General features: G+C 67.6%; 18 protein-coding genes. 5 read left to right on the top strand and 13 right to left on the bottom strand.

The annotated features are described in order from the left end of the window. Window positions 1–36: 36 nt before the first annotated feature. Both B3098_RS20035 and B3098_RS20030 read right to left on the bottom strand, forming a co-directional pair. Window positions 37–825 (bottom strand): molybdopterin-dependent oxidoreductase, encoded by a 789-nt coding sequence (locus B3098_RS20035; protein WP_286898636.1) that lies wholly within the window; start codon window positions 823–825, stop codon window positions 37–39. Window positions 826–835: 10 nt separating this feature from the next. Further along, complete coding sequence (locus tag B3098_RS20030) at window positions 836–1,555, bottom strand: cytochrome b/b6 domain-containing protein (RefSeq protein WP_286898634.1); 720 nt, start codon at window positions 1,553–1,555, stop codon at window positions 836–838. A gap of 142 nt (window positions 1,556–1,697) precedes the next feature. Here B3098_RS20030 and B3098_RS20025 point away from each other — a divergent pair, with 142 nt between their 5' ends. Both B3098_RS20025 and B3098_RS20020 read left to right on the top strand, forming a co-directional pair. After that, window positions 1,698–2,417 carry a response regulator transcription factor gene (locus B3098_RS20025; protein WP_175121836.1) on the top strand — a complete coding sequence of 240 codons (720 nt, stop codon included), beginning with the start codon at window positions 1,698–1,700 and terminating at the stop codon, window positions 2,415–2,417. Continuing rightward, window positions 2,414–3,892: a sensor histidine kinase gene (locus B3098_RS20020; protein ID WP_286898633.1), complete on the top strand. Its 1,479-nt coding sequence runs from the start codon at window positions 2,414–2,416 to the stop codon at window positions 3,890–3,892. Before B3098_RS20025 ends, B3098_RS20020 begins: the two co-directional genes overlap by 4 nt. Window positions 3,893–3,898: 6 nt before the next feature. Here B3098_RS20020 and B3098_RS20015 read toward each other — a convergent pair whose 3' ends face one another. The 11 genes from B3098_RS20015 to B3098_RS19965 form a co-directional block, all read right to left on the bottom strand. Beyond that, window positions 3,899–6,472 carry a PEP/pyruvate-binding domain-containing protein gene (locus tag B3098_RS20015; RefSeq protein WP_286898632.1) on the bottom strand — a complete coding sequence of 858 codons (2,574 nt, stop codon included), beginning with the start codon at window positions 6,470–6,472 and terminating at the stop codon, window positions 3,899–3,901. Then, window positions 6,469–7,116, bottom strand: coding sequence for a TetR/AcrR family transcriptional regulator (locus B3098_RS20010; protein WP_286898631.1), 648 nt, complete (start codon window positions 7,114–7,116; stop codon window positions 6,469–6,471). The genes B3098_RS20015 and B3098_RS20010 overlap by 4 nt, the downstream gene beginning before the upstream one ends. 106 nt (window positions 7,117–7,222) lie before the next feature. Then, window positions 7,223–8,521, bottom strand: coding sequence for an RNA polymerase sigma factor (locus B3098_RS20005; protein WP_286898630.1), 1,299 nt, complete (start codon window positions 8,519–8,521; stop codon window positions 7,223–7,225). Further along, on the bottom strand, window positions 8,518–8,925 hold the full coding sequence (locus B3098_RS20000; protein WP_286898629.1) for a VOC family protein: 408 nt from the start codon (window positions 8,923–8,925) through the stop codon (window positions 8,518–8,520). Before B3098_RS20000 ends, B3098_RS20005 begins: the two co-directional genes overlap by 4 nt. Before the next feature lie 41 nt (window positions 8,926–8,966). After that, on the bottom strand, window positions 8,967–9,380 hold the full coding sequence (locus B3098_RS19995) for a YciI family protein (RefSeq protein WP_286898628.1): 414 nt from the start codon (window positions 9,378–9,380) through the stop codon (window positions 8,967–8,969). A 441-nt stretch (window positions 9,381–9,821) separates the two neighbouring features. Beyond that, on the bottom strand, window positions 9,822–10,175 hold the full coding sequence (locus tag B3098_RS19990; protein ID WP_286898627.1) for a YciI family protein: 354 nt from the start codon (window positions 10,173–10,175) through the stop codon (window positions 9,822–9,824). 94 nt (window positions 10,176–10,269) lie between these two features. Further along, window positions 10,270–10,461, bottom strand: a complete 192-nt coding sequence (locus B3098_RS19985) for a helix-turn-helix transcriptional regulator (protein ID WP_286898626.1) — start codon at window positions 10,459–10,461, stop codon at window positions 10,270–10,272. Further along, on the bottom strand, window positions 10,458–10,844 hold the full coding sequence (locus tag B3098_RS19980; RefSeq protein ID WP_286898625.1) for a hypothetical protein: 387 nt from the start codon (window positions 10,842–10,844) through the stop codon (window positions 10,458–10,460). Before B3098_RS19980 ends, B3098_RS19985 begins: the two co-directional genes overlap by 4 nt. 146 nt (window positions 10,845–10,990) lie before the next feature. Continuing rightward, window positions 10,991–12,058, bottom strand: coding sequence for an OmpA family protein (locus B3098_RS19975; RefSeq protein ID WP_286898624.1), 1,068 nt, complete (start codon window positions 12,056–12,058; stop codon window positions 10,991–10,993). Beyond that, a complete protein-coding gene (locus B3098_RS19970; protein WP_286898623.1) occupies window positions 12,055–12,963 on the bottom strand; it encodes a motility protein A in 909 nt (302 codons plus the stop codon). The genes B3098_RS19975 and B3098_RS19970 overlap by 4 nt, the downstream gene beginning before the upstream one ends. 180 nt (window positions 12,964–13,143) lie before the next feature. Further along, window positions 13,144–13,719: a GNAT family N-acetyltransferase gene (locus tag B3098_RS19965; RefSeq protein ID WP_286898622.1), complete on the bottom strand. Its 576-nt coding sequence runs from the start codon at window positions 13,717–13,719 to the stop codon at window positions 13,144–13,146. Window positions 13,720–13,839: 120 nt separating this feature from the next. Between B3098_RS19965 and B3098_RS19960 the strand changes: the two genes are divergently transcribed. The 3 genes from B3098_RS19960 to B3098_RS19950 all read left to right on the top strand — a co-directional run bounded on the left by B3098_RS19960 (window position 13,840) and on the right by B3098_RS19950 (window position 16,757). Further along, a complete protein-coding gene (locus B3098_RS19960) occupies window positions 13,840–15,798 on the top strand; it encodes an NYN domain-containing protein (protein WP_286898734.1) in 1,959 nt (652 codons plus the stop codon). 145 nt (window positions 15,799–15,943) lie between these two features. Continuing rightward, the gene (locus B3098_RS19955; protein WP_286898621.1) at window positions 15,944–16,450 is read left to right on the top strand and encodes a DUF523 domain-containing protein; all 507 of its coding nucleotides are present in this window, start codon (window positions 15,944–15,946) and stop codon (window positions 16,448–16,450) included. Next, window positions 16,437–16,757 (top strand): hypothetical protein, encoded by a 321-nt coding sequence (locus B3098_RS19950; protein ID WP_286898620.1) that lies wholly within the window; start codon window positions 16,437–16,439, stop codon window positions 16,755–16,757. Before B3098_RS19955 ends, B3098_RS19950 begins: the two co-directional genes overlap by 14 nt. The last annotated feature ends 59 nt before the right edge of the window (window positions 16,758–16,816 follow it).

The raw sequence follows: 16,816 nt of genomic DNA, 5'->3' as shown, positions 1-16,816 counted from the left end.
CGTTCCTTTTGACAGTGAAAAAAAGCGGGAAATCACCTAGCTGCCGCCGAACCAGTTGTAGCCCTGGTGCTCCCAGTAACCGCCCGGGTAGGTGTTGGTGACGAAAATCGCCTGGATGTGCTTGGGGTTCTTGTAGCCAAGCTTGGTGGGTATGCGCAGCTTCATGGGAAAGCCGTATTCGGGGGGCAGCGTCCGGCCGTCGTACGTGAGGGCGAGGATGGTCTGCGGGTGCAACGCGGTGGGCATGTCGATGCTGGTGTAGTAGTCGTCGGCGCACTTGAAGCCGACGTACTTGGCGGACAGGTCGGCGCCCACGCGTTTGAGGAATGCCGAGAACGGCACGCCGCCCCATTTGCCGATGGCGCTCCAGCCTTCGACGCAGATGTGCCGCGTGACCTGATCCACCTGCGCCATCGCGCGCAGCTCGTCCAGCCGCCAGCGGCGCTTGTCGGCCACCATGCCGGTGACCTCCAGCCGGAAAGATGCCTCGTCCACCTGCGGCACGTCGTCGATGCCGTAGAAGGCATTGAAGGGAAACGGCCGGGTGATCATGGATTCGGGATAGGTCGGCGCGAGCTTGGCCGGGTCGAAGATCCAGCCCTGCACGCGGTCGTTGAAGCGGGAGACGGCCGACAGCGCCTGTTCGACGCTTTCGTCGTCGGACAGCGAGCACCCGGACAGCATGGCCAGGCCGCCCAGCGTCAGGCCGCGGCGCAGGAAGGCACGGCGCGACGGTTGCTCGACGCGCTTGTCCAGCAGTTTTCCGGCATCGCGCAGGATGGCCGGTGCGTCCAGGCCCGGCAGGAGGCGGCGTTTTTCGGTCATGGCGGGTTCCTTATTGGCCGCGGATCATGGTGAGCAGGCTGCGGGGCACCAGGGCGACCATCGCCAGGTGCACGGCGACGAAGCCGGCCAGCAGGGCCATCGCGAAGAAATGCACGCGCCGTGCGGCTTCATAGCCGCCCATCAGGTCGCGCAGCAGGTCGAATTGCACGGACTTCCACAGCACGAGTCCGGACAGGATCAGCACGGCGATGTCGGCCATCACGAAGAGGTAGGCCAGGCGCTGGACGTGGTTGTAGCGGCGCGGGTCGGCGTGCGAGAGCCTGCCGCGCAGCGCGGCCCGCAGGTCGCGCGCTACGCCGCCGGGGGTGACCGGCAGGAATTTGCGCCACAGGCGGCCGGTGGCGACGTTCAGCGCCAGGTAGAGCAGGCCATTGGCAAACAGCAGCCACATGCCCGCAAAGTGCCATTGCAGCGCGCCGCCCAGCCACCCGCCCAGCGTGATGCCGTTGGGAAAGGTGAAATCAAAGAATGGCGCGGCGTTGTAGATGCGCCAGCCGCTCATGACCATGACGACGACAGCCAACGCGTTCAACCAGTGCGTCACGCGCAGCCAGCGGGGGTGGATGACGGGAGAGATAGCCGGAGGCGCCGGCTGGCTGGTCCGTTTTTTCGCGTCGGACTCGGGGGCGGTGGACGGTGGCGCGGCGGGCGACAGCGCGGACACCGGCGGGGCAAGCGGCGTATTGTTGAGGGCGGGTCGGGCCAGCATGGCGGTCTCCGGTGGGCTGTCGATGGAGGCATTCTTCCTCCTGGCCCATACCGAAGTCCTCACGCAAAGTTAAATTAATCGTTAACTTTGCCCCGCGCCGATTGGCGACAATAGGCGCATTGATCATGCCCCAGGTTGCTCCATGGATACGCCCCGCCGCGTACTGATAGTTGAAGACGACGCCCACATCGCGGAACTGCTGCGCCTGCATCTGCGCGACGAGGGCTACGCGGTGGAACACGCGGCCGACGGCAACGCGGGCATGCGCCTGCTCGAAGAAGGCGGCTGGGACGCGCTGGTGCTGGACCTGATGCTGCCCGGCATCGACGGCCTGGAAATCTGCAAGCGGGCGCGCGCGATGGCGCGCTACATCCCCATCATCATCACCAGCGCCCGATCCAGCGAGGTGCACCGCATTCTGGGCCTGGAACTGGGCGCGGACGACTATCTGGCCAAGCCGTTTTCGATGCTGGAACTGGTGGCGCGCGTGCGGGCGCTGCTGCGCCGCAGTGATGCCATCGAACGTAACGCGCGCCAGGACGCCGGCAGCCTGGCCGTGCATGGCGTGTCGATCGATCCGATCGCCCGTACGGTCGATGTCGACGCCCGCCGGCTGGACCTGACGCCGCGCGAGTTCGATCTGCTGCATTTCTTTGCGCGGCATCCGGACAAGGTGTTCTCGCGCATGGACCTGCTGAACCAGGTGTGGGGCTATCAGCACGAAGGCTATGAGCACACGGTCAACACCCACATCAACCGGCTGCGCACCAAGATCGAAGCCGACCCGTCCAACCCGCAGCGCATCCTGACGGTCTGGGGCCGCGGCTACAAGTTCGCGGCGGCGCCCGGGGTGCAGCCATGAAGCGATTCACGTTGACCCAGCGCCTGTCCGGCGTCTTTGCGCTGCTGCTGTTGGCGTGCTGCGGCGCGTCCGCGTGGCTGCAGATCGCCGCCAACTCGCGCTACGAGCAGGAGGTCGTGCAGCGGCTGTCCAGCGGCCTGGCGCAGCACATCGCGGGGTCCACCGAACTGATGGATGCGGGCGGCTGGAAGCCGGATGCGGTCCGCTCAATGTTCGACATGCTGATGACGGTGAACCCGGCGGTCGAGGTCTATCTGCTGTCCAACGATGGCCGCATTGTCGGCGACGCCGCGCCGCCCGGACAGATCAAGCGTGATCGCGTCGACCTGGCACCGGTCAAGCGCCTGCTGGCCGGCGGCATGCTGCCCATCACGGGCGACGATCCGCGCAGCCTTGACGCGCAGAAGGTGTTCAGCGCGGCGCCGGTGCGCGTGGACGGGCGCGAACAGGGGTATGTCTACGTGGTGTTGCAGGGCCAGGCACACGATGCGCTGGCGATGGACGTGTCGCGCACGTCGGTGCTGCGCACGACGCTGTGGTCGATTGCGTTGGTGGCCCTGCTGGGGCTGGTGGCGGGGCTGGCGGCGTTTGCGCTGATTACACGGCCGTTGCGGTCGCTGACGCGCGCGGTGCGCGCCTTTGACGGCGACGACGGCCAGGCGCTGGCCGCGCTGGAACAGCCGGCGGACCAATCGGCGCGCAACGGCGACGAGATCGCGGTGCTGCGGCGCACGTTTGCGCAGATGGGCCGGCGGATCTCGGATCAGTGGCGCGAGCTGACGCGGCAGGACCAGCAGCGCCGCGATCTGGTCGCCAACATTTCGCACGACCTGCGCACGCCGCTGACGTCGCTGCATGGCTATCTGGAAACGCTGCGCCTGAAGGATGAGGCGCTTGATCCCGCCGAGCGCCGCCGCTATCTGGACATCGCGCTGGCGCAAAGCCGCAAGGTCGGCCGGCTGGCGCAGGAACTCTTCGAACTGGCTCGACTGGAGTCCGGGCTGGTGCGCCTGGAACCCGAGACGTTTTCGCTGCCGGAACTGGTGCAGGACGTGATGCAGAAGTTCGAGCTGGCGGCCGAGGCGCGTCAGCAGCGTCTGACCACGGACATTGCGCAGGCGCTGCCGCAGGTGCGCGCGGACCTGGGGCTGATTGAACGCGTGCTGACGAACCTGCTGGACAACGCGATCCGGCATAGCCCGCCGGGCGGACAGATTGCATTGCAGCTTGGCCTGTCGCGCAACCGGGTGCAGGTGCAGGTCAGCGATTCCGGTGAAGGCATTCCGCAGGCGCTGCGCGCGGGGCTTTTCACGCGGGCCTCGGCGTTGAATCGTGGGCCGGGCGAGGCCGGCGGGCTGGGGCTGGTCATCGTGCAACGCATCCTGCAACTGCACCAGAGCGAGATCCGGCTGGTGGATGGGGCAGGGGGCGGGGCGGTGTTTCAGTTTGAACTGGCGACGGCGACGCAAGGGTAGGCGGATTCAGTCCGGGGCTGCCTCCCGCAGCCGGGTGACGACGCCTTTCACGGCATCGACGTCCAGCATGTCGCCGGTGGCGACCCCTTGCAGAACCCCGTGGACGCTGACGACGGCCGGCACGCCGAACTCGCGCGCCACGATGGCGGCATGCGACAGATATCCGCCGACTTCCATGACGACAGCGCCCGCGCGCAGGAAAAGGGGCGTCCACGCGGGGTCGGAAGACGCCGCGACCAGAATGCCGCCGGCGGGCATGGACAGGCCTTCGTCCGGCGTGCGCGCCACGAACGCGCGGCCGCTTGCGCGTCCGCCCGCCACCGGGGTGCCGCGCCACGAATCTTGCGATGCGGCCGCTCCGGACGCGGGATGCGGCTGGGACGGCGGCGTGGTCTGGCTTGCGAACTCGGTGATGACGTCGAGGTCCGGCAGCGCGGTCCAGGCCTGCAATTGCGCACGTCGGGCGGCTGCGCGCCGGCCCAGCGCAGAGGCATCCATCCGGCCATCCGCCAGCGCAAAGATCTCGGCCGCGTTCAGATGGAAGACATCGTCGGCGTTCGCCAGGCCGTCCGGGCCGGCGTTGCGCCGTCCCAATTCCAGCGCGTGCTTGCGGGCCGCGGCCAGATACGCCACGAGCACGCTGCGCGCGGCCTCGCGCTGGTTGCCTTCCAGGCGGGATGCCGCGAGCAGCTTGGCGGCGAGCAGGCGCTGCCAGAATGGCAACGCGCGGCGCACGCGTTGCCATGCCTGCCGCGCGGCGTCGTCCTGCCGGGCGCGCAGGGCGGCGGGATCGGCGCCGATCAGGTTCAGGATGCTGTCCAGCAGATAACCGGGCGCCTCGCGCCAGCGCGGATTGCGCAGATACGTCTCGTAGACGGCACGGTGGCCGTAGCGATGCAGGAAGTTGGCAAAGGCGTTCCTGAACGGACTGTCTTTGGGCAGTGCCGTTGCCCACGCGGCATCGTCGCGGTTGGGCCCGCGCAGCCACGCGAGCGCCTGGGCGTCCTGCTCGGCCAATTGCGCCAGCGCCATGAGCGCATAACCCTGCTGCGCCGTGACGCTGGGATCGCCGCCCGCCATCAGCGCGGCGGTCAGCGCGTGGCCTTCGCCGGGCACGGCTTTTTCCACCATGTCGAGCAGCTTGGACAGCGCACCCCCGCCTGAACCCTGCAAGAAGAACAATTGGTCCGCGGCCAGGACGGTCTGGAACTGTTCGCGCAACTGCGCGCCCAGCGCGGCGTTGGAGGCGGGCAGCGGCGCGTCCAGCCAATCCTGCGCGCGGGCCAGAAGCCGGGGCAGGTCGGTGGCGGCCTGGCGGCGCAGCGGCGCGGCCCGGCGCAGATAGCGCACGATGCGCAGGCCGTGCCGCAGCCGCCGCATGGCGGTGACCGGCGGCACACGGATCTCGGGCTGCGGGCCGCCCAGCAACGCGTTCATGTCGCGCGGACTGACGCCCAGCGCGTCATGGCCGACCCATTGGATGACCGAGGCATTCAGATAGGCGCGCCCCTGGAACAGTGCGGCGAGGGGCACGCCGGGGAGCGTGCGGTAACCGCTCAACTCGAAGCCGCAGGTCAGCATCCGCTGGGCCATGACGCGGCCCGCATCCCATTCCAGAGCTGACATGGCGTGCGGCAGGACCTCGCGGGTATTGCCGCGCGACCAGTAATCCGGCTGGTCTTGCAGCGCGGGATAGGTGTGGCGCGCCGACGCGGTCACTGGGCGCGCCTGCACGATCCAGAACCGGTCGCCGTCCCAGGCCCATTCAAGGTCGTACGCCGCGCCGCTGTAGTCCAATGCGCGGGCGGCGTCGCGGGCAATGTCGCCCAGCGTCTCAGCCTGCGCGTCGGTCAGCACGGCTTGCGCGGCGCGGGCGGCGGGCGTGTCGGTCAACCGTGTGCCTGCGCCGGTGGCGGCGGGCTGCGTGGCGTGACGTTTCGCGCCGATGCGCCGCGAGACGACCGGCCAGGCTTGGCGCAGATAGTCTTCGCGCAGGCGGTAGTCATCGCCTTCCGCCTCGCCGTTCACAAGCGATTCGCCCAGGCCCCAGTTGGCGTGGATGACCATCTCGTCGTGGCGGCCCGTGGCGGGGTCGATGGTGAAGGCGATGCCCGACGCCTGTGCTTCGATCATCGGCATAACGACGACCGCCATGCCGCCCGCGCCGTCGATCGGCAGGCCAAGGCGCTGCCGGTAAGCCTGCGCCTGCGGCGTCCATAGCGAATCCCAGATACGTCCAAGCGCCTGCTCGGCGGCATCGGGTCCGCGCACGTTAAGGCAGGACAAATGGATGCCGGCGAACGACGCGCCGGCGGAATCTTCTTGCGGCGCCGACGAGCGCAACGCAAGGGGACGGTCCAGCCAGCCGCGTTCATGCAACGCCTGGCGCAGCGCTTGCATGATGGCCGGCGGCACGTCCTGGCCGGGCCGGTGCCCGGCGCTGGCCTGCGCCGCCAGCACGAAGCCGTCGGGCACCGGCACGCCAAATTGCGCCATGCGGCCCAATTGCCAGCCCTTGCCGCCCGCCGCTTGCGGACCGGCCTGCGCCGCGGCCGGCCAGTCCAGCACCAAGGCGGTCATGCCGCGCTCCCCGCAATACCGTGCACGAACAGGGCGATAGCGGCGTCGAATTCCTGCTGAAGCGACGCGCCGGGCTGGTCCAGCCAGCGCAGCAGGGCGCCCAGGTAAAGGAACTGAAGATGATGGGCGAGCAGTTCGGCGTCCATGTCGGACCGGGCCTGATTGGCGGCCTGGGCGTTCTGGATCAGCGCGGCAAACACGCGGTGCAGGCCGCTACGCGAATGGCGCTCGTCGTTCTGCGTGCCCGCCTGCATGGTGGCGAAGCGGTAACGCAGATAAGGGCCAAGGTAAGCGCGGTGCGACTCGGCCCAATCCGCCGATGCGTGCAGCAGCCGCGTCAGCCGTTCGGCGAAGGTGGGCAGGGCTTGAAGCGCGGGCCATAGCGTCGTCAGCGACCCGGCCAGCTCGCCGTGGAAGCGTTGCGCCAGCAGCGCCTCCTTGACGGGAAAGTGGTTATAGAGCGTGCCCTTGGACACGTCGGCCTGCGCGGCAATCTGCTCCATCGTGACGGCGTCGTAACCGAGGGCTTCGAACAGGCGCCAAGCGGTCTGTGTCAGATGGTCCACCGTCTGCTGGCGCTTGCGTTCGCGGCGGCCGATGTCGGTGGGGTCCGCGCCGGGCAGGAGGAGATGGGAGTCGGGCATGATCAAACCAAAATAATTAAACGACGTTAAAAATTATACGTCGTCTAATAATTCGGTGTTTTGAATCGGCGCCAGACGGTCGGGCCCGAGGCAGCGTCGCGCTCCCTCAATCGCCGCTGACGTCGCCCGTTTCCCCGGACATTTCTCGCGCGCGCGCCCGCAGCAGCTCGCGTTCGCGGGCGTTGCGGGTCATGCCGGCCGCGCGTTCGAATTCTGCGCGGGCTTCGGCCTTGCGGCCCAGCCTGGCCAGCAGGTCGGCGCGCACGCTGGGCAGCCAGTGGTAGTTTGCCAGCGCGGGCTCCGACGCCAACTGGTCAGCCAGATCCAGGCCGGCCTGCGGGCCGCAGGCCATGCCGATCGCGACGGCGCGGTTCAGCGCGACCACGGGCGACGGCGCCGCCTGGGCGAGCGCATCGTACAGCGCCACGATTCGGATCCAGTCGGTTTCCCCGGGCGTACGGGCCCGCGCGTGACAGGCAGCCAAGCCAGCCTGCAGCGCATAGGGCCCACGCGCGCCGCCCAGCGCATCGGCCCGGTCCAGCGCCGCCAGCCCGCGCCGGATCAAGAGCGGGTCCCAGCGGCGGCGGTCCTGCTCCATCAGCAGCACCGGCCGCCTCTCGGCATCGGTGCGCGCATGCAGGCGCGACGCCTGCAGTTCCATCAGGGCGACCAGACCATGCACCTCGGCCTCCGACGGCGTCAATTCCGCCAGAATGCGGCCCAGGCGCAGCGCTTCGTCGCACAGGCCAGGCCGCATCCAGTCATCGCCCGAGGTCGCGGAATAGCCTTCGTTGAAGATCAGATAGATGACCTCCAGCACCGAGGCCAGACGCGGCGCGCGGTCGGCGGCCGAGGGCACCTCGAAGGGCACATTGGCGGCGGACAGCGTGCGTTTGGCGCGCACGATGCGCTGCGCGATGGTCGATTCCGACGCCAGGAACGCGCGCGCGATCTCGGCCGTCGTCAGCCCGCCTAAGAGGCGCAGCGTCAGCGCCACGCGGGCCTCGGTGGACAACAGCGGATGGCAGGCGGTGAAGACCAGCCGCAACAGATCGTCGCCGATGTCGTCCTGGCGCGCCGCATCCAGCGCGTCGACGAAGTCGGGCTCCACGTCGGCCTGCAAGGCTTCCAGCTCGTGGCCGATCTGCTCGTGCTTACGGGTGTGCAGCGCATCCAGCCGCAGCCGGTCGCGCGCACGGTTCTTTGCGGTGGTCATGAGCCATGCTCCGGGATTGTCCGGCACGCCCGTCTGGGGCCAGCGCTCCAGCGCCGCAACCAGCGCATCCTGGGCCAGCTCTTCGGCCAGCCCCACGTCGCGCACCAGGCGCGCCACCCCCGCAATGACGCTGGCGGCTTCGATCCGCCAGACCGCCTCGATCGCGCGATGCGTGGCCGCCTGCGTCATGCGCCGGTCGCTTCGCCGGGCACCATGTAAGCGAACTCCCAGATGTGCCCATCCAGGTCTTCGAACCCGTGCGCGTACATGAAGCCGTGATCCTGCGGCGCGCGCGGCGCCGAGCCGCCCGCGGCGACGGCTCGCGCGACGAGGTCGTCGATCTCGGCACGGCTTTCGCAGGACAGGCAGACCAGCACTTCCGTGGTCTGCGTGGCGTCCGCCACCGGCTTGCCGGTAAAGCTCTGGAAGAAATCCTTCACCAGCAGCATCACGTAAAGGTTGTCGCCGACGACCATGCAGGCGCCTTGGTCGTTGGTGAAGTCGGGATTGAAGCTGTAGCCCAGTTTCTTGAAGAATGCCTGGGACTTCTGCATGTCGTTGATGGGCAGGTTGACGAAGATCTGCTTGTGCATGGCGTATCTCGCTTGAGGGTTCAGTGTGGTGCGCTGGGGAATCAGACGTTCGGCGTCGGCATCTGGCGGAAGCGTTCGACCTCCTTGCTGGGCTCGAAGTCGTCCAGCTCGAATACCTGGCGCACCTCGATCTCGCAGTCCTGGCCGGGGAAGGGGGTCGGAAAGCGCATCGCCCATTGCATTGCCTCTTCGCGAGAGCGCACCTGGATCATCGTGTAGCCGGCGATCAGCTCCTTGGTTTCGGCAAACGGCCCGTCAAGCAGCTTGCGTTCGCCGTTGCCGTCGTACCGCACGCGCCAACCTTTGGACGTCGGGTGCAGGCCGTTGCCGTCCAGCAACACGCCGGCCTTGACCAGGGCTTCGTGATAGGTCGCCATCGAGGCAAGCAGGCTGTCGTCCGGCATCTTGCCGGCTTCGCTGTCGGGCGTGGCCCGGACGATGATCATGAATCGCATCTGAGGTCTCCAGGGGAGGGATAGCAAGGCCGAAAGGGGCGCTTGTACAGGTACGACGAACGGCGCGGCGGTGGATCGACAACAACAAAGTGTGCCTAGGGTAAATACTGAGTCAGCCGGGGTGTCTGGGGCGCCTAGCACCCGGTTACGAAGGTCCAGGCCTTGTTGCAGGCGTGTCCCATACACTCGCAGCGTCCTTAACCACCCTGAAGCAACACCATGAAAGTTCTGTGCAGTCTTGCCCTCATCGTCTCCGTCCTGTCCGGCTGTGCCGTGTACACGCCGCAAGGCTCCGTGGTTGTCGATCCGCATGACGGCGGCGGCCGGGGCGGCTTCTGTCCGCCTGGACAGGCCAAAAAGGGCAATTGCTGATGTGGCGGCGGCCGGCCGGGAAAGCAGGGCCGGTCTGGCCCCGCGCATTTGCGCAGGTCGTCAGTCGCCCTACATGAAGCAGGGCCCCAACTCCCGGACTTCAACCGTGGCCCACTGCGCGGCGGGGCATTCGGCGGCCAGCGCCAACGCTTCTTCGCGCGACTCGCACGTCAGAAGGAAAAAGCCGCCGATCATTTCCTTGGCCTCGGCGTAGGGGCCGTCCATCAGTTGGCGTTCCCCATCGCGCACGCGCAGGCGCACGCTTTCGGCATCGGTCTTGAGGGATTCGGCGCGCGTCAGCAGGCCGCGCGACTGCAGGGATTCGGCGTAGCGCACCATCTGCGCATAGGCCTCGCGCCCTTCCTCGGGCGTGCGCTGGGCGCGCTGGCCCACCGGTTCAACGATCAGCAGCATGTACGGCATGGGGACTCCCGCTAGGGGACTGCGGTCGCCGCGAACGGCGGGTCCGCTAGGTTAACGCCGATCCCCGCGTCGGCGCCATGCCGGAAATTGCGCCTTAGCCTTCCTGGAAGATCGATTCGATGGATGTTTCAAACACGCGGGCGATGGCGAAGGCGAGCGGCAGGCTCGGGTCGTATCGGCCGGTCTCGATGGCGTTGACGGTCTGACGCGAGACGTCCAGCCGTTCGGCCAACGCGGCCTGGCTCCAGCCGCGCTCGGCACGCAGGTCGCGGATGCAGTTTTTCATCGATGGCGCAACGTGTCGACGATGGTGGTGAACGCCCAGACGCCGCCCATCAGCGGCCAGACCACGAACATGCTCAGTTTGGGAAAGCCAGCGATTTCCAGGAAGCCATACGTGAACGTGACCCCGGCGGTGACGGCGGCGGCAATGGCCAGGTGTTCCAGCGTGGTCTTGCGGATGAATTCGTCGGACTGGCGCACGGCCCGCACCACGGCCCGCAGCGCCAGCAGAAACGCCAGCATGGGCGTGAGCAGCACGACGCTGCGCAGGGCGCCGGGCTGCATGTCGAGGCTGAGCCACAGCGCGCCGGCCAGCAGGACGGCATACAGCGCCATCGAGAAGCCCAGTTCCTTGAAATAGCGGCGCTTGGCCTGTTGTTGATTCATGGGAATGCCCTTGTTGATGTAAAGCGTGCTTGACATTCTGGCGGCCGTGCGGCGGTATGTCAAGCGTCCTTTACATTCCGAATGCGCGGTAAACGGGCGATAAAAAACCGGCTTGCGCCGGTTTCTTGAAGGGAAGAAATCCTGGATCAGGATTGCGCCGGCGTGGCGGGCGCGGGCGCCGTCATGGCGTTCGCAGGCGCTTTGGCGCCCGGTGTGGCCGCCTTCGCCGTGGACGGGGTTGCCGCCGGCTTGGACGGTTCGGCCACGGGGGCCGCCGCTTGCGGCGAAGTGGCCGGTTTGCCTGCGGCGGTCTTGGCCTGCGGCGGCGTGATGTCCATGATGAGTTCGACGCGGCGGTTTGCCGCGCGGCCGGCTGCCGTGTCGTTGGACTCGATCGGGCGCGTTTCCGCGTAGCCCACCGCGCGCAGCCGCTGCGGCGTCACGCCATCGCGCACCAGCTCACGCAACACGCTGGTGGCACGGCTGCTGGACAGCTCCCAGTTCGACGCGAACTGCTTGGTCAGGATCGGCACGGGATCGCTGTGGCCTTCAACCGAGACCTGGTAGTCGTTCTTGTTGAGGATGCCGGCCAGGCGCTTGATCACGTCCAGGCCGGCGGTGCTGAGCGTGGCTTGGCCGGAAGCGAACAGCAGTTCGTTGCTGATGCGAAAGCTGACCGACTGCTCGTTGACGATCACGTCCACCGAATTGCCCAGGTCCGCCAAGCCCAGTGATTCCTTGGACGGGGCGGTCAGCGGCGGGGCGGCGTCAGCCACGACAACTTCGTCTTCGGCCAGCGCGGGCGCGGCCGCGGCGAGGGCCGGCGCGGGCGTGGGCTGCGCTGACCAGCTTGCCGGGATATGCACGGTTTCGAATTCCGAATACTCGCCGTCGTACTTGGGCAGGCCGCTGGCGCCCAGCGTACCGACCAGCTCGATGGGCTGGCCGGATTTACCGGAGCCGCCGCCGTACATGGCGACGGCCAGCATGACGACCAGCATCGCGAGCAGCAGCGTGATGAGGTCCAGATAGCTCAGCAGCCAGTTCTCGGAATCCTGCTCGACGGCGTCTTCGACGTGCCAGCGCGCATAGCGGTCCTGGCGGTCGCTGTCGCTAGGGCGCCAGGCGCTCGCGGCCGACGCCTTCTGCGCGCGCAGTTGCGCCTGGCGGGCCTGCTCGATCCGCTGCGCAAGGGAAGGGGAAATCAGGCTCATTGACGCGCGGAAGCGGGGCGGGCGATGGAGACGGAGGCGGCGGCGGTGGCGCGGGCGGGCGAGCCGGCGGCCGGCGCGGTTGCGCCGGGCTTGACCTGGCCTTCCGTCTTGGTCTTGGGCTTGGCGTCGGCGCCGCCGTCATAGATTTCGTCTTCGACGTGCATGACGAAGGAATTCAGGGTCTCGCGAACCATGGCCGGACCACGCTTCTCGCACATCATCGAGATGCCTTGCAGCACCATGTTCATCGATTCCACACGACGCGCCGTACGGCGTTCCAGCTTCAGCGCGATCGGCTTGCAGATCAGGTTGGCGAGCAGGATGCCGTAGAACGTCGTCATCAGGCCGATGGCCAGCTGCTGGCCGATGGTCTGCATGCTGCCATCGCCCAGGACGGCCATCAGGTTGATCAGGCCAACCAGCGTGCCCAGCATTCCGAAGGCGGGCGCAAAGGTGGCCATGACGCGGAACATCTGGGCCTCGGCCTGCTCACGGGCGCGCAGGCGGGCGACGCGCCACTTCAGCAGTTCGATGATCTGGTCTTCAGGCGTGTTGTCGATGATGAGCTGCACGCCTGTGCGCAGGAACGGGTTCGAGACCTTCTTGAGCTCGTGTTCGACCTTGTGGACGTCGGCGTTCATCCAGAGCTGCGCCATCGACACCAGTTCCTCGATGTCGCGCTGCTGGTCGTGCTGGTCGTTGCGGAACACCGTGCGCACCAGTTTGAACACGCGCACCACTTCCTGCAGCGGGTACGCAATGAACAGCGCGGCGCAGGTGCCGCCCAGCACGATCGCCAGGCCCGGCAGGTTGAAGTACAGGCTGGTGTCGTTGGCGGACAGTGCCACCACGATGATCAGGGTGAGCAGGCCGACAACGGCGCCGATGACGGTAGACGGATTCATGGATCTTGCCCGAAAACATGGCATCCCACGCGCGGAATGCCGGATTGTCGGGAATTCTAGCCAGCGCATGCGCCGGTCAATTGGCCGGAAAGCGGGGCGAAATAGGCGGTAAGCGCCGGCTTAATCGGGCAGTCAGGCGGGCGGCGCGCCGCCGATTCGCGGGCGCAAATCGGGGACGGCCTAGGCTTGCCGCGGGGCGTCCTGCTGCGCCAACCATTCCTCGCGCGTGATCTCCCAGATCTCGGCGGGATGCCGTCCGCTGACGAAGCCGCGTTCTTCGGTGCCCACCAGCCGCATGCCGCTGCTTTCCGAAATCCGCCTTGAGGCCGTGTTGGCGAAGGCCTTGGGCGCGCGCAGCACCGGTTTGCCCAGCACGTTGAACCAGTACGCCGTGACGGCCGCGCTGGCTTCGGTCATGTAACCCCGCCCTTGATGCGCCGGATCCAGCCAGAATCCGCGGTTGTTGCCGGGCTCGTCGTCCATCGGGCTGACGACGCCGATCAGCTGGTCAGGCTGCGCCCGCGTGCGCACCGACCAATGCCATTGCGTTCCGCGGCGCATGGCGGGCAGGGCGGCGTGTTGCAGGAATTGGCGCGCGCCATCGTCGGGATACGGCCAAGGCACCTTGTCGGCCAGAAAGCGCACGACCTCCCATTGGGCAAACGTGCGCTGAATGGCGTCGGCGTCGTCCAGGGACAGGGGGCGCAGCACCAGTCGGTCGGTGACGAGTTCGGGCGGCGGCTGGGTGTCGGTCATGGCGGCTCGGGGCGGATGAAGGGGGAGACCAAGCGGAAATGTATATCATGGGCGAATTCTGGCGGTGTAAGGCCGGGCATTGCCTGGGCCTGGCCTTCCGACCGCGGCATTGGAGAGAACATGAACAACCCCAACGAAAACGTCAGCATGGCGCTTTTCTGCGACTTCGAGAACGTGGCGCTGGGTGTGCGCGACACCAAATTCCAGAAGTTCGACATCCGGCCGGTGCTCGAGCGCCTGCTCCTCAAAGGCAGCATCGTCGTCAAGAAGGCGTATTGCGACTGGGAGCGATACAAGGAATTCAAGGCGCCGATGCACGAGGCCAATTTCGAACTGATCGAAATCCCGCACGTGCGCCAGTCCGGCAAGAACTCGGCGGACATCCGCCTGGTCGTGGACGCGCTGGACTTCTGCTATACCAAGTCCCACGTCAACACCTTCGTCATCATCAGCGGCGACTCCGACTTTTCACCGCTCGTCTCCAAGCTGCGCGAGAACAACAAGAAGGTCATCGGCGTGGGCGTCAAACAGTCCACGTCCGACCTGCTGATCGCCAACTGCGACGAATTCATTTTCTATGACGATCTGGCCCGCGAAGGCCAGCGCACCGCCGAGGCGCGCCGCGACAACCGTGGCGTTAGCGCCCAGCGCCGCTCGCCCGACGAGGAGCGCCGCCGCAAGGAAGAGCAGGACGCCCGCAAGACGCGCGCGGTCGAGATGGTGGTCGAGACGTTCGAGGCGCTGATGGCCGAACGCGGCGACAGCGGCAAGATCTGGGCATCGGCCCTGAAAGACGCCTTGAAGCGCCGCAAACCGGATTTCAACGAGTCCTACTATGGCTTCCGCGCGTTCGGCAATCTGCTGGAAGAGGCCCAGTCGCGCGGGTTCCTGGAGGTCGGACGCGAAGAGAAGTCGGGTACGTATGTCTATCGTGATGGCTCGGGCGAGGCGTCCTCTGCCCAGGCTGGCGAGGCGCATGGCGGGGCGGCAGATGGGGTGGCCGATTCCACTGACGCGCCGGGCGCTGGCGGCCGGAACACACGTAAATCGCGTGGCGGACGCAAGACGGCGGGCGGCCGGACGGCGGGCTCGCACGGCGAAGGCACTGAGCGGGAAGACGCCGTGACTGCCGCGCCGGACGGATTCACCGAGGCTGCGGATGCCTGGAAACAACCCGACGCGCCGCAGCAGACGGAAGAGGGCACCGTAGTGGATGTGTTGGAGACGCCGGGTCAGATTGCTGGCGGCGATGCTGCCGGCGGCTCGCTGCAGGCGCGCAGCGGCAGACAGTCGGATAACGGCCGTCAGGGCCGATCGGGCCGCCGTGGTCGGGGCGCGAGAGCGGGTGATGATGCCCGGCCGTCGAGCCATGCGGAGTCGTTGGAAGGAGCCGGTCAGCCGCCAGGTTCGGTTGAGGGGCGGGGGGCATCTGAAGGGCAGGGTGCGTCCGAAGAGCAGGCTCAGGTGGAACGGCAGCGTTCGTCCGGCGCGCAGGCTTCATCCCAGGGGCAGGCTTCGTCCGAAAGGCAGGCTTCATCCGAAAGGCAGGCTTCATCCGAAAGGCAGGCTTCATCCGAGGGGCAGGCGCCGGCTCGCCAGCTCGAAGATGTGGCGCCGCCCGCCTTCAAGCGTCCGGTGCCCCCGCCGCCGCAGTCGGCGCTGGTCTCCGGTCCGCCGCCGGTGGTGAATGTTGCCGAGTGGACGTTCGTCGCGCCGCCGGCCAACACCGAACGCGAACGCCGGGGCGAGGCGCCAGATCCCTTCGCCGGCGCGACGCGACCGGCCGCCGGATCCCGGTCGGACGTGGCTTCGCGGGCCGCCTCCGAAACCGCTTCCGACGCTGCTTCCTCAAAGTCCGCCGCCAAACCCGCCCGCAGTGCCCGCAAGAGCACGGCCAAGGCGCCATCCAAATCGGAGAGCACGTCGGCCCAAGCGGAAATGCTGGCGGCGCCCGCCGCCGAGACCGCGCCTGCCCCTGAACCGGCGCGCAAGACAGCGGCCCGCAAGACAGCGGCCCGCAAGACAGCGGCCCGCAAGACAGCGCCGCGCAAGACCGCGAAGAAAACCGACGCGGCTTGACGTCGCGATCGGCCCGGCCCGCCGTCAGTCAGCGCTGACGAACGCTTCAGACGGCGCCTTGTGCGCCGTTTGCTTGCGGGGCCGGCTCGTGTCACCTGCCTGGCCGCGCCGCCCGCGGCCGCTCATCCACCGATTTCACCTGCCCATGCATCATGTTCTTATCAGTTCCTGCCTCCTGGGCAACCCCGTGCGTTACGACGGACGCGGCGTGCCCCATGGCAATGCCATCCTGGCCCGGTGGCGGGAAGAAGGGCGCGTCGTGGCCGTCTGTCCCGAGGTGGCGGGCGGCATGCCGATCCCGCGGCCCCCGGCGGAGATCGACCCGGGCGAAAACGCGGCTTCGGTGTTGGCGGGCCGCGCCCGTGTCGTGGCGGTGACGGGCGACGACGTGACGGCGCCTTTCGTGCGCGGCGCGCACGAGGCGCTGGCGGCAGCGCAAGCGCGAGGTATTCGTATGGCCGTGCTGAAAGAGGGCAGTCCGTCCTGCGGCAGCAGTTACGTCTACGACGGCCATTTCGCGGGCCGCCGTCAACCCGGCATGGGCGTGACCGCGCAATTGCTGCGCGGCGCGGGGGTGCACGTCTTCAGCGAGCATCAGTGGGCCGAAGCGGCGGCATTCCTGGCCGAACTGGAGGCGGATGATGCTCGCTGAGGTTGGCGACTGGATGATCCTGGCCGGGGTAGCCGGATGCAGTTACCTGGCCTGGAAGGGCGCCGTTCGCACCCATCGCAGTGTCGTGTTTGTCCGCCTGGCCGCGCTGCTAAGCCTGGCCCTGTCCGCCGTCTTCTTCTACGCCTGGTACGCGCAGTACCTGCGGTGGGAATTCAACGAGTTGGGCCGCTACTACGATCCTGTTGAACAGGTCGTCTATACGGACTCAGGTTTTGTCTGGGTGCTGCCGGCCGGCTTGCTCCTGGCCGTCGCCGTGATATTTGCCTGGCGTGGCTGGCGCCGCTGAAAGCGCCGCGTCGAGCGCGCCGGCATGCAGCACGCGCGGGCCGACGCGTCAGGTCAGCC

This window comes from Achromobacter sp. UBA2119 (assembly GCF_002331005.1).
Taxonomy (GTDB): domain Bacteria; phylum Pseudomonadota; class Gammaproteobacteria; order Burkholderiales; family Burkholderiaceae_B; genus Achromobacter; species Achromobacter animicus.
The sequence above is the reverse complement of the archived record's forward strand: the minus strand, read 5'-3'. Positions and strand labels throughout refer to the sequence as shown.